The organism is Actinoplanes cyaneus, from assembly GCF_016862095.1.
In the GTDB taxonomy this organism is placed as follows: Bacteria; Actinomycetota; Actinomycetes; order Mycobacteriales; family Micromonosporaceae; genus Actinoplanes; species Actinoplanes cyaneus.
Map to the genome: position 1 here is coordinate 86,294 of NZ_BOMH01000039.1, position 14,710 is coordinate 101,003.

At 71.7% G+C, this 14,710-nt stretch carries 17 protein-coding genes; 2 read left to right on the plus strand and 15 right to left on the minus strand.

Going from position 1 to position 14,710, the window contains the following annotated elements; genetic code table 11:
• Window positions 1-222 precede the first annotated feature (222 nt).
• The 4 genes from Acy02nite_RS26175 to Acy02nite_RS26190 form a co-directional block, all read right to left on the minus strand.
• A complete protein-coding gene (locus Acy02nite_RS26175) occupies window positions 223-1,806 on the minus strand; it encodes a GGDEF domain-containing protein (protein ID WP_203745074.1) in 1,584 nt (527 codons plus the stop codon).
• Window positions 1,807-1,947: 141 nt separating this feature from the next.
• Window positions 1,948-3,678, minus strand: a complete 1,731-nt coding sequence (locus Acy02nite_RS26180; RefSeq protein ID WP_203745077.1) for a DEAD/DEAH box helicase — start codon at window positions 3,676-3,678, stop codon at window positions 1,948-1,950.
• A 94-nt stretch (window positions 3,679-3,772) separates the two neighbouring features.
• Complete coding sequence (locus tag Acy02nite_RS26185; protein WP_203745079.1) at window positions 3,773-4,387, minus strand: trimeric intracellular cation channel family protein; 615 nt, start codon at window positions 4,385-4,387, stop codon at window positions 3,773-3,775.
• 7 nt (window positions 4,388-4,394) lie between these two features.
• A complete protein-coding gene (locus Acy02nite_RS26190; RefSeq protein ID WP_203745276.1) occupies window positions 4,395-4,619 on the minus strand; it encodes a DUF3039 domain-containing protein in 225 nt (74 codons plus the stop codon).
• A 116-nt stretch (window positions 4,620-4,735) separates the two neighbouring features.
• Between Acy02nite_RS26190 and Acy02nite_RS26195 the strand changes: the two genes are divergently transcribed.
• Window positions 4,736-5,686 (plus strand): pseudouridine-5'-phosphate glycosidase, encoded by a 951-nt coding sequence (locus Acy02nite_RS26195; protein ID WP_203745081.1) that lies wholly within the window; start codon window positions 4,736-4,738, stop codon window positions 5,684-5,686.
• Window positions 5,687-5,689: 3 nt separating this feature from the next.
• On the plus strand, window positions 5,690-6,697 hold the full coding sequence (locus tag Acy02nite_RS26205; protein WP_239175219.1) for a carbohydrate kinase family protein: 1,008 nt from the start codon (window positions 5,690-5,692) through the stop codon (window positions 6,695-6,697).
• Between the two features lie 232 nt (window positions 6,698-6,929).
• Here the strand turns inward: Acy02nite_RS26205 and Acy02nite_RS26210 are convergent, their stop codons facing one another.
• From Acy02nite_RS26210 to Acy02nite_RS26260, 11 genes are read right to left on the minus strand one after another with little or no spacing between them, the layout of a single operon-like run.
• Window positions 6,930-7,301, minus strand: coding sequence for a DUF3099 domain-containing protein (locus Acy02nite_RS26210; protein WP_203745083.1), 372 nt, complete (start codon window positions 7,299-7,301; stop codon window positions 6,930-6,932).
• Between the two features lie 59 nt (window positions 7,302-7,360).
• Entirely contained in the window at window positions 7,361-7,936 is a 576-nt protein-coding gene (locus tag Acy02nite_RS26215) for an HhH-GPD-type base excision DNA repair protein (RefSeq protein WP_203745085.1), read from the minus strand.
• A 4-nt stretch (window positions 7,937-7,940) separates the two neighbouring features.
• Window positions 7,941-8,459, minus strand: coding sequence for a GAF domain-containing protein (locus Acy02nite_RS26220; RefSeq protein WP_203745087.1), 519 nt, complete (start codon window positions 8,457-8,459; stop codon window positions 7,941-7,943).
• Window positions 8,456-8,728: a hypothetical protein gene (locus tag Acy02nite_RS26225; protein ID WP_203745089.1), complete on the minus strand. Its 273-nt coding sequence runs from the start codon at window positions 8,726-8,728 to the stop codon at window positions 8,456-8,458. Before Acy02nite_RS26225 ends, Acy02nite_RS26220 begins: the two co-directional genes overlap by 4 nt.
• Before the next feature lie 20 nt (window positions 8,729-8,748).
• A complete protein-coding gene (locus Acy02nite_RS26230) occupies window positions 8,749-9,795 on the minus strand; it encodes a methyl-accepting chemotaxis protein (protein WP_203745091.1) in 1,047 nt (348 codons plus the stop codon).
• A 33-nt stretch (window positions 9,796-9,828) separates the two neighbouring features.
• Window positions 9,829-10,200 carry a response regulator gene (locus Acy02nite_RS26235; protein WP_203745093.1) on the minus strand — a complete coding sequence of 124 codons (372 nt, stop codon included), beginning with the start codon at window positions 10,198-10,200 and terminating at the stop codon, window positions 9,829-9,831.
• A complete protein-coding gene (locus tag Acy02nite_RS26240; protein ID WP_203745095.1) occupies window positions 10,197-10,472 on the minus strand; it encodes a hypothetical protein in 276 nt (91 codons plus the stop codon). The genes Acy02nite_RS26235 and Acy02nite_RS26240 overlap by 4 nt, the downstream gene beginning before the upstream one ends.
• The gene (locus tag Acy02nite_RS26245; protein WP_203745097.1) at window positions 10,453-12,840 is read right to left on the minus strand and encodes a chemotaxis protein CheA; all 2,388 of its coding nucleotides are present in this window, start codon (window positions 12,838-12,840) and stop codon (window positions 10,453-10,455) included. Before Acy02nite_RS26245 ends, Acy02nite_RS26240 begins: the two co-directional genes overlap by 20 nt.
• Window positions 12,837-13,217, minus strand: a complete 381-nt coding sequence (locus Acy02nite_RS26250; RefSeq protein WP_203745099.1) for a response regulator — start codon at window positions 13,215-13,217, stop codon at window positions 12,837-12,839. Before Acy02nite_RS26250 ends, Acy02nite_RS26245 begins: the two co-directional genes overlap by 4 nt.
• A complete protein-coding gene (locus Acy02nite_RS26255; protein ID WP_203745101.1) occupies window positions 13,217-14,086 on the minus strand; it encodes a CheR family methyltransferase in 870 nt (289 codons plus the stop codon). Before Acy02nite_RS26255 ends, Acy02nite_RS26250 begins: the two co-directional genes overlap by 1 nt.
• Complete coding sequence (locus Acy02nite_RS26260; protein ID WP_239175220.1) at window positions 14,086-14,646, minus strand: HEAT repeat domain-containing protein; 561 nt, start codon at window positions 14,644-14,646, stop codon at window positions 14,086-14,088. The genes Acy02nite_RS26255 and Acy02nite_RS26260 overlap by 1 nt, the downstream gene beginning before the upstream one ends.
• Window positions 14,647-14,710 lie beyond the last annotated feature (64 nt).

Genomic DNA, 14,710 nt, shown 5'->3' on the forward strand with positions numbered 1-14,710 from the left:
CCGCGGGGACCCTTCCGGGCTTCGCAGGGCCGTGACCGGCCCAGAACGCAAAGCCCTCCAGGGCGATCTCCATGGGTGGTCCCGCTCAAAAGAACCCACGCCACGTCCCAGGCTGACCCGGCATGCGGCGCGCCCGCGGGTGGCCGGGCATCGCGCAACCCGGCCGGCGCTCACAGCCGGGAACAGCGCAGGCAGCCGTCATACGGGTTCGCGGCGTGGTGGTCAGGCGGCTCGGGCGTGTGGGGGGTGGCCGGCGTCGTGGAAGCCGTCACCGCCGCGGCGCTTGATGCGGTACATGGCTTCGTCGGCACGGTCCAGCAGGCATTTCAGGTCGGTGGACAGGCCCAGGGCGATGCCTACGCTGACCGTGGCGATGCAGTCCGGGATGTCACGGACCGCCTGGACCATCCGGGCCGCGATCGTCGCCGCGCCCGCCGCGTCCACGTCCGGGAGCAGCGCGGCGAACTCGTCCCCGCCGAGTCGCGCGACCAGGTCACAAGGACCCACCTGAGCGGCCAGCGCCCCGGCGATCGCCCGCAGCGCCTCGTCCCCCGCCGCGTGCCCCCGGGTGTCGTTGATCACCTTGAACTTGTCGGTGTCCACCAGCAGGACCGCGACCGGGCCGAGCCGGCCGGCGGCCGCCTCGACCGCCCGGTCGAAGGCGCGCCGGTTCGCGATGCCGGTCAGCGGGTCCAGGTCGGCGGCCCGCGCGACCTGCTCGTGCTGGCGCCGCAGCGCTGCCAGGTCGTGCATGGTCCGGGCGGCGTGCAGGGTGTTGAGCCGCTGACGCCAGAGCGCCGCGGCCAGGCTGTCCCCGTAGGCGAGGGTCGCCACGGCATCCGCCGACCCGAGGTGGACCAGGAGCACCGCCCGGGTCCGGTGGGTGCTCGCGGCGACGAGCCAGTCCGCGTCCGGCGGCAGTTCCGCGGCCGCGTCGGCCAGAACGGCGAGAGCCGCCTCCGGGTGACCCGAGCGCTTCAGCGCCACCCCGTGGAACGGTGGGCTCAGCGCCAGCGCCTCCGACGCGAAGCCACGTTCGCGCAGGCGCCCGCGGTACCGCTCGATGTCGACAGCGGCACCGGCCGGATCGTGCCGGTCGGCGCGGGCGCACGCGGCGTAGAGCAGCGCGTTGTCCCGCCACACGGCCGCGTCGGCGCCGGAGACCTCGGCAGCGGCCCGGACGGCGTACCGCTCCGCCTCGGCCGTGTGCGACTCCGCCTCGGCCACCCGGTCGATCTGGTAGAGCTCGAGCGCCCAGCGCAGGTGCAGCTCGGCCAGGTTGATGAGCCACATGGCGCGGTTGCCGTTCTGCTCGCAGTCCGCGGCGCTCATCTCGTAGGCGCTGCGGAACTGCGGTTCCACCAGCTCGTACAACCGGAGCTCGTAATAGCCGATGGCGACCGCGACCCGCGAGTTGACCGCGGCCACCGGATCCGCCTCGCCGGCGGCGAGCAGCTCCGCGGCGACCAGGTCGTGCAGGACGCCGTCCAGGTCGTGCTCGGTAGCGTCCAGCTCGCCCAGCCGCAGCCGCTGCCAGGCTCGGCTGGCCAGGGCGCAGGCCTGCCACCCGCCGCTGCCCTCGCGCGCCGCCGCGGCCAGCATCGGCTCGACGGCGGCGATCGCGCCGCGCGGGTCGGACTGCGCGATGTGCGCGACGACCCGGACGAAGTGCATGCAGGCGGGCCCGTCCACGAGGTCGCCGGTGGCGGCCCGCAGGACGGTCTCGGCCTCGGCCAGCGCGCCGGCCGGGTCACCGGTCTGCGCGCGCTCCATCAGGCGTACCGCGTGCTGTGTGATCTCCCGCATCAGCACCTCCCCGGCAACCTATCGACCGGCGGAGAGGCGAGGCGAGGAAACCGGCTTCGCTTTGTGGATCACGTGGGTCCGCGGCGAGGCCGAGGTGGTGGCTGACGCCGGCGCAGCCCCGCGGGATCACCAGAACAGGAGCTACAGCGTCTGGATCGTGGCGATCCGCTCCTCGAGCTGCTCGATGGTGGCCTGCGCGCTGGGCGGGCCGCCGCAGAGCCGGCGCAACTCGGCGTGGATCTTGCCGTGCGGCAGGTTGGTCCGGTGGTGGTGCGCGGCGACCAGGGTGTTCAGCTGACGCCGCAGGGTGGCCCGCCGCTCCCCCGCGCTCATCGGCACGATCTTCTCGACCGGGGGCGGCTCGGGCGCGTTCCTCGCCGTCTCCGCCTCCTGCCGTTTCTGCGCGGCCAGCTGCTCGGACTGCCGCTTGTTCAGCAGCATCGAGACCTCGTCCGGGGTGAGCAGCCCGGGCAGGCCCAGGTAGTCGGCCTCCTCGGCGGTGCCGGTCCGGGCCGGCAGGCCGAACGCCGTGCCGTCGTAGATGACTTGCTCCAGCTCGGCGGTCGCGGAGAGCGCCTCGAACTGCTTGTCCAGGTCGCCGAGCGCGTCCTCGGACTTCTGCGCCCGCTCCAGGACGTCGTCGTCGAGCCCGTCCTTCTCCTTGGGCGCGCCGAGGACGTGATTGCGTTCCGCCTCCATCTCGCTGGCCAGCCCGAGCAGGTGCGGCACGCTGGGCAGGAAGACGGTGGCGGTCTCGCCGGGCTGACGGGACCGGACGAACCGGCCGATCGCCTGCGCGAAGTAGAGCGGCGTGGAGGCGCTGGTGGCGTAGACGCCGACGGCCAGGCGCGGGATGTCGACGCCCTCGGACACCATCCGGACGGCGACCATCCACAACTTGTCGGAGGCGGCGAACTCGGCGATCCGGCCGGACGCGCCGTCGTCGTCGGAGAGGACCACCGTCGGGGACTCGCCGGTGAGGTCGTGGAGCAGCTTCGCGTACGCCCGGGCGGCGGTCTGGTCGCTCGCGATGACCAGGCCACCCGCGTCCGGCATGCCCTCGCGGACCCGCAGGAGCCGGTTGTGCGCGGCGCCCATCACCTGGGGCATCCACTCGCCGCGGTGGTCCAGGGCGGTCCGCCACGCCTGCGCGATCAGGTCCTTGGTCATCGGCTCGCCGAGACGGGCGGCCAGCTCGTCGCCGGCGTTGGTGCGCCAGCGGGTCTCCCCCGAGTACGCCATGAACATGACCGGCCGCACGACCCGGTCCTTCAGCGCGTCCGCGTACCCGTAGACGGAGTCGGCCTTCGACCGCTGGATCCCGTCCGGGCCCCGTTCGTACTGCACGAAGGGGATCGGGTTCTCGTCCGAGCGGAACGGGGTCCCGGTGAGCAGCAGGCGCCGCTCGGCCGGCTCGAACGCGTCCTTGACCCCGTCACCCCAGGTCCGCGCGTCACCCGCGTGGTGGATCTCGTCCAGGATGACGAACGTGCGGCGGGTGATCGTGCGGCGCTTGTGCACCTGAGGCGCCATGCCGACCTGCGCGTACGTCACGACGGCGCCGTGGAAGTCGCGCGCGGAGTGGATGTCCGCGTTGCGGAACTTCGGGTCGAGCTGGATGCCGACCCGGGCCGCGGCCTGGGCCCACTGGGTCTTCAGGTGCTCGGTCGGGCAGACCACCGTCACCGCGTCGACCGTGCCGTCGTTCAGCATCTCCGCGGCCAGGCGCAGCGCGAACGTGGTCTTGCCGGCGCCGGGCGTCGCCACGGCCATGAAGTCCTCGGAACGGCGGCGCAGGTATTCCACCATCGCCTTGCGCTGCCACGCCCGCAGCGGCGGGAAGATCTCCAGGTTCGGCACAGACGGGCTCAAGCTCCGGTGATCCCTTCAATCCATGGAAAAACCTCCGCGGCAGAGCTCGCGGAGGCGAGGTTCCAGCATAGCCGTGGCCGGGTGCGATCGGCGGCTACGGCACCGCCACCGGTGCCGACCAGCGACGGTAGAGCGCCAGCAGGCGCACCCCGGTCATCAATGCCGCGGCGCCGGCCAGCGCGATCAGACCGGTGTGGCCGAGCCGCTGCAGAATGGTGACGAGAATCGCCCCGCCAAGGGCGACGCTCGCGTAGATGTCACGTTGGAGCACCGTCGGGATCTCTCCGGTGAGCAGGTCGCGCGTCAGGCCACCGCCGATCGCGGTGAGCATGCCCAGCAGGCACGCGCCGACCGGCGGCACTCCCGCCGTCAGCGCCTTCAAGGTGCCGGTCGCGGTGAACAGACCGAGGCCGGCGGCGTCCAGCACGAGCACCGTCCGCCGCACCCGGTTCAGTCTCGGGTGCAGCCAGAACACCGCGACCGAGGCGAGCACCGCGGTCACCGCGTACCGCCAGTCCGCGAAGGCCAGCGGTGGGACCGCGCCGATCGTCAAGTCGCGCAGGATGCCCTCGCCCAGCGCCGAGGCGAAGCCCACGAACGCCACCCCGAACAGGTCGAGGCGCTTCGCGACGCCGGCCGAGGCGCCGGAGGCGGCGAACACCGCCACCCCGATCAGATCCGCGACGAGCAGGCCGAATCCGCCCGTCACGCCCCGGTCAGGCCTTCATGGCTTCGTAGATCTCCTTGCACTGCGGGCAGACCGGCGAGCCCTTCTTCGGGGTCTTCGTCACCGGGAACGTCTCCCCGCAGAGGGCGACCACGAAGCTGCCCATGACCGCGCTCTCGGCGATCTTTTCCTTGCGCACGTAGTGGAACATCTCCGGACCGGTGTCGGCGTCCTTGGTCTCCGGACGCTCCAGAATCTGGGTGCTCACGGGTATCTGCCCTTCAGGAGAAAAAGTCAGTCTTGGAGCAAGCTCCAGCCGACAAGTCTTGCACCTCACGCCTGACCGGTCCAACGACAACGTCGCTGCCCAGGCCCGTAACGTTGGTCAGCGTGACTGACTTCGCTATTCGCTACGGCGAGCACGTGACCCGTGCCCGCCGGGACGGCCGCCCCGTCGTGGCCCTGGAGAGCACCATCATCTCGCACGGCCTGCCGCACCCGGACAATCTGCGGGTCGCGCGGGAGATCGAGCAGACCGTCCGGGACAACGGCGCGGTGCCCGCCACCATCGGCATGATCGGCGGCGAGCTGATCGTGGGCCTGGACGACGCCCAGATCGAGCACCTGGCGCTCGCCGGCGACGTGGCCAAGCTCTCCGTGCGGGATCTGGCCATCGCCGCCGCCAAGCGGGCCGACGGCGCCACCACGGTCGCCGCGACCAGCGCGGTCGCCGCCGCGGCCGGGGTCGGGGTGTTCGCCACCGGCGGGCTGGGCGGGGTGCACCGCGAGGCGAACCTCACGTTCGACGAGTCGGCCGACCTGACCGCGCTCGCCCGGACCCCGATCGTGGTGGTCTGCGCCGGGGTCAAGTCGATTCTCGACGTCGGCGCCACGCTGGAGCGGCTGGAGACCCTGGGCGTGTCGGTGGCCGGTTACGGCACGAAGCGCTTCCCCGGCTTCTTCATCACCGACGGCGGCTTCGACGTGGACTGGCAGCTCGACACCCCCGAGCAGGTGGCCGACTTCATCCGGGCCCGCCGCGACCAGGAGGTGACGACCGGCGCGCTGGTGCTGGCCAACCCGCTGCCCATCGACGAGCAGCTGGACCCGGCGCTGCACGACCGGACCCTGGAGTCCGGCCTGGCGCTGCTGGCCGAGCAGGGCGTCACCGGCAAGGCGGTCACCCCGTTCCTGCTGGCGCACTTCCACTCCAGCACCGACGGGCAGAGCCTGGCGACCAACGTCCGGATCATCCTGCGCAACGCCGCCCTGGCCGCCAGGATCGCGGTGGCCGAGAGCACCGGGCCGGCCGCGCCGGTGGGCTTCTCCGTGCCGGCCTGAGCCGTGGGGGCCGTGATCGTCGTCGGTGACCTGGTCACCGACGTGCTGGTCGAGCACGACGGGCCGATCCGGCCCGGCTCGGACACCGCCGCCGCCATCCGGGTGAGCGGCGGCGGTCAGGCGGCCAACACGGCCGCCTGGCTGGCCCGTGCCGCGCAGCCCACGACGCCGGCCACCCGAGCGCCGGACAGCCCAGCCCCGGACGGGCAGGAACCGCGCAGGCGCGTGCTGGACGGTCGAGCACCGGCCGGTCCAGGGCTGGAAGGTTCAGGGCTGGACGGTGTGTACCTGGTGGCCGCGGTCGGGGACGACCCAGCCGGCCGGGATCGCGTCGCCGAACTGGTCGCGGCCGGGGTGGGCGACGCGATCCAGGTCCACGCGGGCGCGGTGACCGGCAGCGTCGTCGTGCTGACCGGCGACGGCGAGCGCACCATGATCACCGATCGGGGCGCCTGCCTGCTGCTCGACCCCGCGCACGTCACCGCGATCGTCTCGGCCGCGCCGCCCGGCAGCCACCTGCACCTCTCCGGGTACCCGTTGCTGCACGCCGGGTCCAGGCCCGCCGGCCTGGCGGCCCTCACAGCCGCCAAGGACCGGGGACTCACAGTGAGCGTCGACGCGGCCTCCGCTGCCCCCTTGCGCGATGCGGGGGCCGAGCTCTTCCTGGCTTGGGTACGCGAGGCAGACCTGCTCCTGTGCAACGCCGACGAGGCCGACGTGCTGGCCGGGCCGGGCTCGCCGTCGTCGCAGGCCGCCCGCCTGACCTCGGTCGTCCGGCACGCCGTGGTGAAGCGGGGAGCGGCCGGCGCGGTCTGGGCCTCCCGGGACGGGTCCTCGTGGTCCGCCCCGGCCCCGGCGGTCCCGGTCAAGGACTCGACCGGCGCGGGTGACGCCTTCGCGGCCGGGCTGCTCGCCGCCTGGCTCACCGGAGCCGCCCCTCAAGCGGCCCTGACCGCCGGCGCGGCCCTGGGCGCGGCCGCGGTCCAGCGCATGGGCGCCCGCCCCGCCTGACCGCCACACGCCCGAGCCGCAGCGCGGCCCCCGTGCGTCCGGCACGCGAGACCGTCACACCTCCCGGCCGCAGCGCGACCCACGGTTTCCGGCTGGTGCTCATGGGCGTTATTCGTTCCTCATAACGCCCATGAGCACCAGCCGAGAGCTCGAGCCGCGCGCCTGCCGTGACCACCAGCGACCTCGCGAGCGTCCGGCGCAGGGCGCCGCGGGCTCGTGGAAGCCGGGCGTGCTAATGGGTCTTGTCGGGATCCACGATCTCCGAGTCGATCGTGACCGGCTCGCCGGACGCCACGGGGGTGTCGGCCAGCGCGTTCTGACGGTGCTCCCGGGCGGCGGCGTCGGCGGCGCGCTCCGCCTTGGTCTTGGGCGCGCGGTCGTTGGCGATCAGGACCGCCATCCACGGCAGGAGCACCATGCCGGCCACGCACAGGGTCAGCCAGATCGGCAGCAACGGCACGTCGAGGCTGACCAGGACCCCGCCGACGATGAGGCAGGCGACGCGGGCGCCCATCATCGTGACGTAGCGGATCTCCCGGCTGTGCAGCTGGTCGCCGGGGCTCCGCGCGGCGTCGGTGATCACCACCGAGGGCGGCTTCTTCACAGGGGTCTCCGTCCGACCCCGCCATCCTTGCACCGGTCCGGGCCCATCGGCCACCCGGACTAACCTTTTGCGGCTTTGGCCTCTGCCTTCGCGGCCTTCTTGTACTCCCGGACCTTGGTCAGCGATTCATCGTCGACGATGTCGGCAACCGAGCGGTACGCGCCCTCGTCGCCGTAACCACCGGCGGCCTCGCGCCAGCCGGCAGGCCGCACGCCGATCTGCTTGCCGAGCAGCGCCACCAGGATCTGCGCCTTCTGCTTGCCGAACCCGGGCAGCGCGAAGATCCGTTTGTACAGCTCGGCGCCGCTCGGCGCGTCCCGCCAGAGAGCTTCGACGTCACCGTCGTACTGATCGGCGATGACCCGGCAGACCTCCTGGACCCGGGCGGCCATCGCCTTCGGGAAGCGGTGCAGCGCGGGCGGGGTCGCGAAGTGCGCGAGCAGCGCCTCGGGGTCGAAGTCGGCGAGCTCGGTGGCGGTCGGCTCGTGACCCAGTCGCTGGGCCAGCACCAGTGGCGAGGTGAACGCCTTCTCCATGGTGATCTGCTGGTCCAGGACGAGGCCCAGCAGCACGGCCAGCGGGCTCCGGTCCAGCAGCGCGTTGGCCTCGGCCGGAATGGGCAGCGAAAACGTCATGCCGTCATGATGCCGCCTTGGCCTGGTCCTCGATGCGGCGGACCGTCCTGGCCGCCATGTCGGTGAGGTATTCCAGGTCGCGGTCGTCGAACTGGCGGCGGCGCAGGTCCAGCGCGCACAGGCCGCCGAGGACGAAGCCCTCCGAGGAGATGAGCGGCGCGCCGATGTACGACCGCAGCCCCTCGACCGCGACAAGGGGGTTCTGCCGGTGGACCGGGTCCAGGGTGAAGTCCTCGACGGCGTGCGGCACCCGGTGCTCGAGCATCGGCGTGCAGAACGCCCACTCGATCGGCGTGCCGCCCACCTCGGCGAGCCAGCCGGGGATCGGGCCGCACCCGGCCAGGAACACCTGGGCGTCGTCGAGCAGGACGTCGACGACCGCGAACGGGGTGCCGAGCCGGTCCGCCACCTGCTCGACCACCTCGGTCAGGTAGGGGCGGTGTTCCTCCCGGTCGAGGCCGAGCCGGGCGATCTCGCGCAGGCGGCCGTGGTCGGCCAGCTGCGGATAGTGCGTCAGCCTCACGACGTGACCGTCCGGGCCAGCGCCTCGTAGGTGATCAGCCGGACCTTCAGCGAGCGGCCGGCCACCCGGCTCAGCTCGCCGACCTCCATCACGTGCTCGGCCACCCGGCGCAGGTCGGCGGGGGTGGTGACCGGCCGCTGCATGCCGAGCGACTGCACGGCCAGGGTCCACAGCCCTTCGGCCATCTTCGGTCCGACCAGGTCAGCGAAGGCCTTGACGGCGTCCTGCTCGGTCGGCGCCTCGTGGCCGTAGTCCTCGATGCGAGCCATCGTGAGGCCCTCTTCCCCTGTCAGAACAGCTCGATTAACGGTTCGTTCGCGTCCTGCTCCGCGATGCCGGTCTGCGCGGCATGGGTGAACCGCTGCCGGGCCATCACGTGCTTGGCGCGCAGATCCTCGACGTTGATGGCCCCGTCCCGGATCGCCTCGGCGCTGATCTCGCCCCGTGCGTACCCGGAGACGGCCTCGGCCTGCCGGCGCACGTCGGCGACCGCCTCAGCCACATGCTCCAGCATCTGACGGCTGATGTCCTGGAACTGGACATGACCGACCGCCTGGGTGGTCTCCGAGACCAGCGTGTCGGAGCTCTGCTGGACCTGCCGGGCGGCTGCGATGGTGTCCCGCAGGATGCCGCTGACCATCTCCGACATCTCCCGCTGGGCGTTGGCGATGCCGCCCAGCCGGCGCGTCATCGCGGTGTCCTCGTCGTTGGCCGGGAACTCCTGCGCCCGGTCGAACTGGGTGTCGTCGGAGAGGACCCCGTCGAGCTTGGCGGTCAGGTCGGCGATGCTGCTGCCGATTCCGTGCGCCGCCTCCGACGAGCGGTGCGCCAGCTTGCGCACCTCGTCGGCGACGACCGAGAAGCCCTCACCGGCCTCACCGGCCCGGACCGCCTCGATCATGGCGTTCAGGGCGAGGATGTTGGTGGCCCGGCTGACCTGCTCGATCTGGGTGACGTGCTCGTTGAGGTCGCGCATCTGGTCGACCAGGGCGCGGATCTGGTGGTCACGGTAGAGGAAGTACGAGATCAGACGGCCGACCAACTGGTCGTTGGAGGAGCTGACCTGACTCAGCTCCTTCTCGGTACGGGTCAGCGTGCCGGCGAGCTGGGACACGTCGCCGGCCATCACCTCGGCGAGCGAGTCGACTTTCACCATCTGCTGGACGATCGCGTGCGCGGCCTCGCCGGTCTGGTCGATGACGTCCTTCACGTGGCCGTCGATCACCTCGCAGAACGCGGGGATCGGCTCCAGTGCCTCGGCCACGACGTCTCCCCGTACGCCCCGCTGCTCCGATTCCTCCGGAGCCTGCGAGTGCCTGCGGAGAAGGCTGGCCATGCGATACCTCCGAAACGATGCGGGAAGGGGCGCTCAGGCGCCGGGCAGAACCTGCTTGATCACGCCGAGCAGCTGGTCCGGTCCGACCGGCTTGACCAGCCAGCCGGTGGCTCCGGCGGTCTTCGCCTCGGCCCGCTTGGACTGCTCCGACTCGGTGGTCAGCATCAGCATCGGCGTGAACCGCATGCCCGGGGACTTGCGGGCCTCACGGACGAAGGTGATTCCGTCCATCTGCGGCATGTTGACGTCACTGATGATCAGGTTCGGCTTGAGCCCCTTGCCGAGCTTGTCCAGTGCCTCCTTGCCGTGGCCGGCCGTCTCAACGGTGTAACCGGCCTTGGTCAGGATCGACTTCAGGCTCATCAGCATGGTGGCGGAGTCGTCGACGAGCATCACGGTGGTCATGGCGGTTCGTTCCCCTGTCGGCTGGTGTCCCCGCCGGCTCCGGTGAGCAGCGGCAGCACCTGGGCCGCCAGGAAGGCGTCTTTCGGTGCTGCTGAAATCTTCGGCCGGAAAAGCAGCAGGGCTTGGAGTGCGCCGGTGTGCAGATGGTTGCATCGGCGAAGGCTGACCCGGGGTCGCTGGCTGGATCGCAGCCAGCCGACGAGCTGCTCCACCTCGTCGACCGTCACCACCCCGATCAGGCTGGCATTCTCGTCATGCAGCTCGAGCGGCAAGTCCGAGCACCTCCTTCAGGTTCAGGACCAGGAGCACCAGGCCGTCGCCGAGCAGGGCGGTGCCGGAGAACTCGTCGGCGTAGGCGAGCAGACCCTCCATCGGCTTGAGGATCACGTCGACCTCGCGGTGGAACTGCTCGACCAGCAGGCCGACCCGCTGCCCGTTCACGGAGACGATCAGCACCGCGCGGTCCCGGCTGTCGTCCGGCGCCCAGGGCATCTGCAGCGCCCGGGCCAGGTCGATCACCGGCACCACCTCGCCGCGCATGACCACGACGTCCTGGTGCAGGACCCGGCCCATCTCGGCGGCCGGCACCCGGACCGTCTCCACGACCAGGTCGACCGGGACGCCGAAGCGCTGGCCGGCCACGCTGACCACCATCACCTGGGTGACCGCCATGGACAGTGGCAGCCGCAGCCGGGTGACGGTTCCGCTGCCCAGTTCGGAGCGCATGGTCACGGTGCCGCCGAGCTTCTCCACGCTGGCCCGGACGGCGTCCATCCCGACACCGCGCCCGGACAGGTCGGAGATCTGGTCGGCGGTGGAGAAGCCGGCGCGGAAGACCAGGTCCACGGCCTCGGTGTCGCTGAGGGACTCCAGTTCTTCCTCGGAGATCAGGCCTTTCTCGTACGCCTTCCGCTTGACCCGCATCGGGTCCACGCCCCGGCCGTCGTCCGAGACCTCGACCAGCACCGCGTCCCCGTCGGCGACCGCCGCGAGGGTGAGCCGCGCGGTGCCCGGCTTGCCGGCGGCGATCCGCTCGTCGGAGGTCTCGATCCCGTGGTCGAGGCTGTTGCGGACCAGGTGGACGAGCGGGTCGCCGAGCGCCTCGATGACGTCCTTGTCGGCCATCGTGTCGTCGCCCTCGGTGACCAGCTCGATGGTCTTGCCGAGGCGCCGGCTCAGGTCCCGGACCAGCCGCGGGAAGCGGCCGAAGGCCACCGAGAGCGGCAGCATCCGGACGTCCATGACGGCCGCCTGCAACTCCTCGGCGATCCGGTGCATGCCGGAGTACTGGTCCTTGATGCGGCGGCTGAGCGCCCGGCTGCCGAACTCCTCCTCGGCCGCGGCGGCCAGGAACGTGAGCCCGTTCTTGGCCACGTTCAGCTCGCCGACCAGCTCCATCAGCCGGTCCACCTTCTCCTGGTCGACCTTGAGGACCCGGGTGCCGACCTGCCCGCCGGGGTCGTCGGCCCGGGCCGCCGGCAGGTCGGCCGGAGCCCCGGCCGGGGTCGCCGCGGGCGGGGCGGCCAGCGCGGCCAGCACCGGATGGTCGACCGCCGGCGGGGTGGCGGCCGGCTCGATCGGGGCGCGGCCCAGCACGCCCTCGACGGCGGCGTTCACCGCTTCCCGGTCGGCGCCGGTCAGGTCCAGCGGGACGCCGAGTGCCAGCGCCGCCGAGGTGACCGAGCCGATCAGGGCGAGCAGCTGGGTGCCGGTCGGCTCGCCGACGGCGAGGGTGCGGTGGGCGGCGGTGAGCACGGCCCGGGCGTCGGCGGCCAGCCGGGCGTCGACGTGCAGCGCGTCCGGGGCGGCCGCCGGGACCGTTTCGAGGTCCTCGGCCTCCTCGCCCTCCAGGTGACGGTTGATCGCGGCGCCGTCCAGCTCGACGATGCTGATCTGGTCGGGGACGTAGCGGAACAGGTACTCCAGCTCGCCGGTGGAGGCGCGGGTGGCGACGACGAAGGAGAGCAGGCAGGCATACTCGTCGTACTCCTCGCGCGGCGGCCACTGCTCGGGGCGGATCACCGTCATCCGGTCCAGGCCGGGCACCTGACGAACCAGGTGCAGCGGGTCCTCGGCGCGGAAGAAGCAGTCCTGGTCCGGCAGGTACCGCACGAAGCGCAGGGTCGACGCGGTGGTGCTCAGCCAGGCGGCGGTCTCGATCAGCCACTCCGTGCCGAGAGGCGCGAGCCACTCCGGGGGTGGATCTATCCGGCGTACGGCGGAAGGCTCTTGACCTTGATCGGTTGCCACGGTCTCGCCGCCCAGCGGGGCCCGCAGCTTGGTGATCAGGCCGGCCGCGTCCTGGCCGGCCGTGGCGGGCAGGCGCTCGTGCGCGGTGACGTGCGCGAGCCAGCCGCGGATCAGGTCGAACGCGGCCAGCAGGTCGTCGGCCATCCCGGAGTCCAGCGCCAGCCGGCCGCCGCGGACCGCGTCCAGCAGGTCCTCGGCGGCGTGGGTGAGCCGGGTCAGCTCCGGGAAGTCGAAGAGGCCGGACGAGCCCTTGAACGTGTGCGCGGCCCGGAACACCTCGTTGACCAGCTCCGGGTCGCCGGGGTTGCGCTCCAGCTGGAGCAGGCCGTCGTCGACCGAGGCGAGCAGGTCGTTCGCCTCCGCCAGGAACTGCGCGAGCAGCGGATTCATGCCGCTGGGCCCTTTCCGGAGGTCAGCATGGTCGCCACCCGGACCAGGCGTTCAGCGTCGACCGGCTTGACCATGTAGAGGTTCGCCCCGGCCTGGTACGCCCGGTCGGCGTCACCGGGCCGGTCCTCGGTGCTGATCATCAGGACCGGCGCGGCCGTCCCGACGGTCTCCGAGCGCAGCGTCTCCACGCACGCGTAGCCGTTCATCTTCGGCATGTTGACGTCGACCACGAACAGGTCGAAGGGCGTGGTCATAGCCGCCTCGACGGCTTCCAGGCCGTTCGCCGCCTCGGCCACCTCGAAGCCGGCTTCCTGGAGCAGGCTGGTGTGATAGAGCCGCACGGTCGCGGCGTCGTCCACTACCAAAACTCGGGTCATCACTTCGCTCCGGTCGGTCGCTGGTAGACGATGCCCTCCGGCAGGCGGGTCGGCGTGAAGATCGGCGAGATCCGGCTCATCGACTCGGAGTGCCCGAGGAAGAGATAGCCGCCGGGACGCAGCGCGCCGTAGAGGTTCTCGGCGGCCCGGCGGCTGGACAGCTCGTCGAAGTAGATCAGCACGTTGCGGCAGAAGATCACGTCGAAGTCGCGGAAGGCCTTCATCGCCGCGGTGTCGCAGATGTTCATCTTGTGCAGGGTGACCGCGCTGCGGATCCCCTCGTCGACCTGGTAGCGGCCGGCCCCCACCGCGGTGAAGTACTTGTTCACCCAGCTCTTCGGCACCCGCTGCAGGGAGCGCTCGCCGTAACTGGCATGGGCCGCTTTGGCCAGCACCTCGCTGTCGATGTCGGCCCCGTGGATCTCCACGTCGACATGGTCGATCTGCTCCCACTCCTCGAGCAGGCGCAGCGCGATCGAGTACGGCTCCTCGCCGGTCGAGCAGGGCAGGGAGAGGATCTTGACCGGCCCGACGATCCGGGACACCCCGCCGCGGGCCGCCAGCGTGGCCGGCAGGACCGTGCTGAGCATCGCGTCGAACTGGTAGTCCTCGCGCAGGAAGTACGTCTCGTTGACGGTCAGCTCGTTGATCACCTGCTGGAGCATGTCCGTCTTGTCGGCCATGCGCAGAGCGGCGAACCAGGTCAGGAACGTCTCGTAGGACGAGTTGCGGATGCAGGTGTCGATGCGCTTGTCGACGAAGTACCGCTTGGCCGACGTGAAGTGGATGCCGGTGCGTTTGTAGAAGTACTCGGTGAACCGCTCGAAGTCGGCGTCGGAGAGCGCGCTGCCGGTGGACGTGCTGGTCATCACGCCGTCCCGGTCAGCCGGGGCAGTGCCGCCTGCACGGTGAAGCGCAGGAACGGGTCGTCCGGGAAACGCTGCACGGCGGCCTGGAGAACCGGCGCGTCGCCGGCGTCAGCGGCCGGCAGCAGGGCGTCGATGGCGCCGGTGACCACGTTCGGATGCGGGTCGTCCGCAATCATCCGGAGCAGCCAGGTCTTCGCGTCCGGGTGCGGCAGGTCGGCCAGGATCATCGCGGTCATCACCCGGACGTCGTGGTCCGGTGCGGCGAGCAGGTCCGGCATCAGGTCCAGAGCCGAACCGGGCATGGTGGCCAGGGCCTCCGCCACCGCCGTCCGCAGGGACGCCTCGTCACTGGCGAGGTGCACGGCCAGGCCCGCCGCCACCGTGGCGGTGTCGTGCGCGGCCAGGGTGGTCAGCACCGCGTCGCGGACCCGGGCCTCGGTCTCCACCCCCACCCGGGCCAGCAGGACCGGCACCGCCTCGGTGACCTCGACCAGGCTCAGCGCGGCTTCCCGCCGCAGCTCCGGGTCGTCGTCGTGCACCTGTTGGAGGAGCGTCTGCACCGATGGCTTCTCCGGAACGGCCTCCTCCGGTGGGGCGGAGGCCGGTTTGCGGACGAGTCCCATG

Excerpts from the sequence above, each read along its gene's own strand:
- Acy02nite_RS26175 (WP_203745074.1), bottom strand. The coding sequence starts at position 1,806 with ATGCGGGAGATCACACAGCACGCGGTACGCCTGATGGAGCGCGCGCAG.
- Acy02nite_RS26215 (WP_203745085.1), bottom strand. The coding sequence starts at position 7,936 with ATGACGTTTTCGCTGCCCATTCCGGCCGAGGCCAACGCGCTGCTGGAC.
- Acy02nite_RS26225 (WP_203745089.1), bottom strand. The coding sequence starts at position 8,728 with ATGGCTCGCATCGAGGACTACGGCCACGAGGCGCCGACCGAGCAGGAC.
- Acy02nite_RS26230 (WP_203745091.1), bottom strand. The coding sequence starts at position 9,795 with ATGGCCAGCCTTCTCCGCAGGCACTCGCAGGCTCCGGAGGAATCGGAG.
- Acy02nite_RS26235 (WP_203745093.1), bottom strand. The coding sequence starts at position 10,200 with ATGACCACCGTGATGCTCGTCGACGACTCCGCCACCATGCTGATGAGC.
- Acy02nite_RS26245 (WP_203745097.1), bottom strand. The coding sequence starts at position 12,840 with ATGAATCCGCTGCTCGCGCAGTTCCTGGCGGAGGCGAACGACCTGCTC.
- Acy02nite_RS26250 (WP_203745099.1), bottom strand. The coding sequence starts at position 13,217 with ATGACCCGAGTTTTGGTAGTGGACGACGCCGCGACCGTGCGGCTCTAT.
- Acy02nite_RS26255 (WP_203745101.1), bottom strand. The coding sequence starts at position 14,086 with ATGACCAGCACGTCCACCGGCAGCGCGCTCTCCGACGCCGACTTCGAG.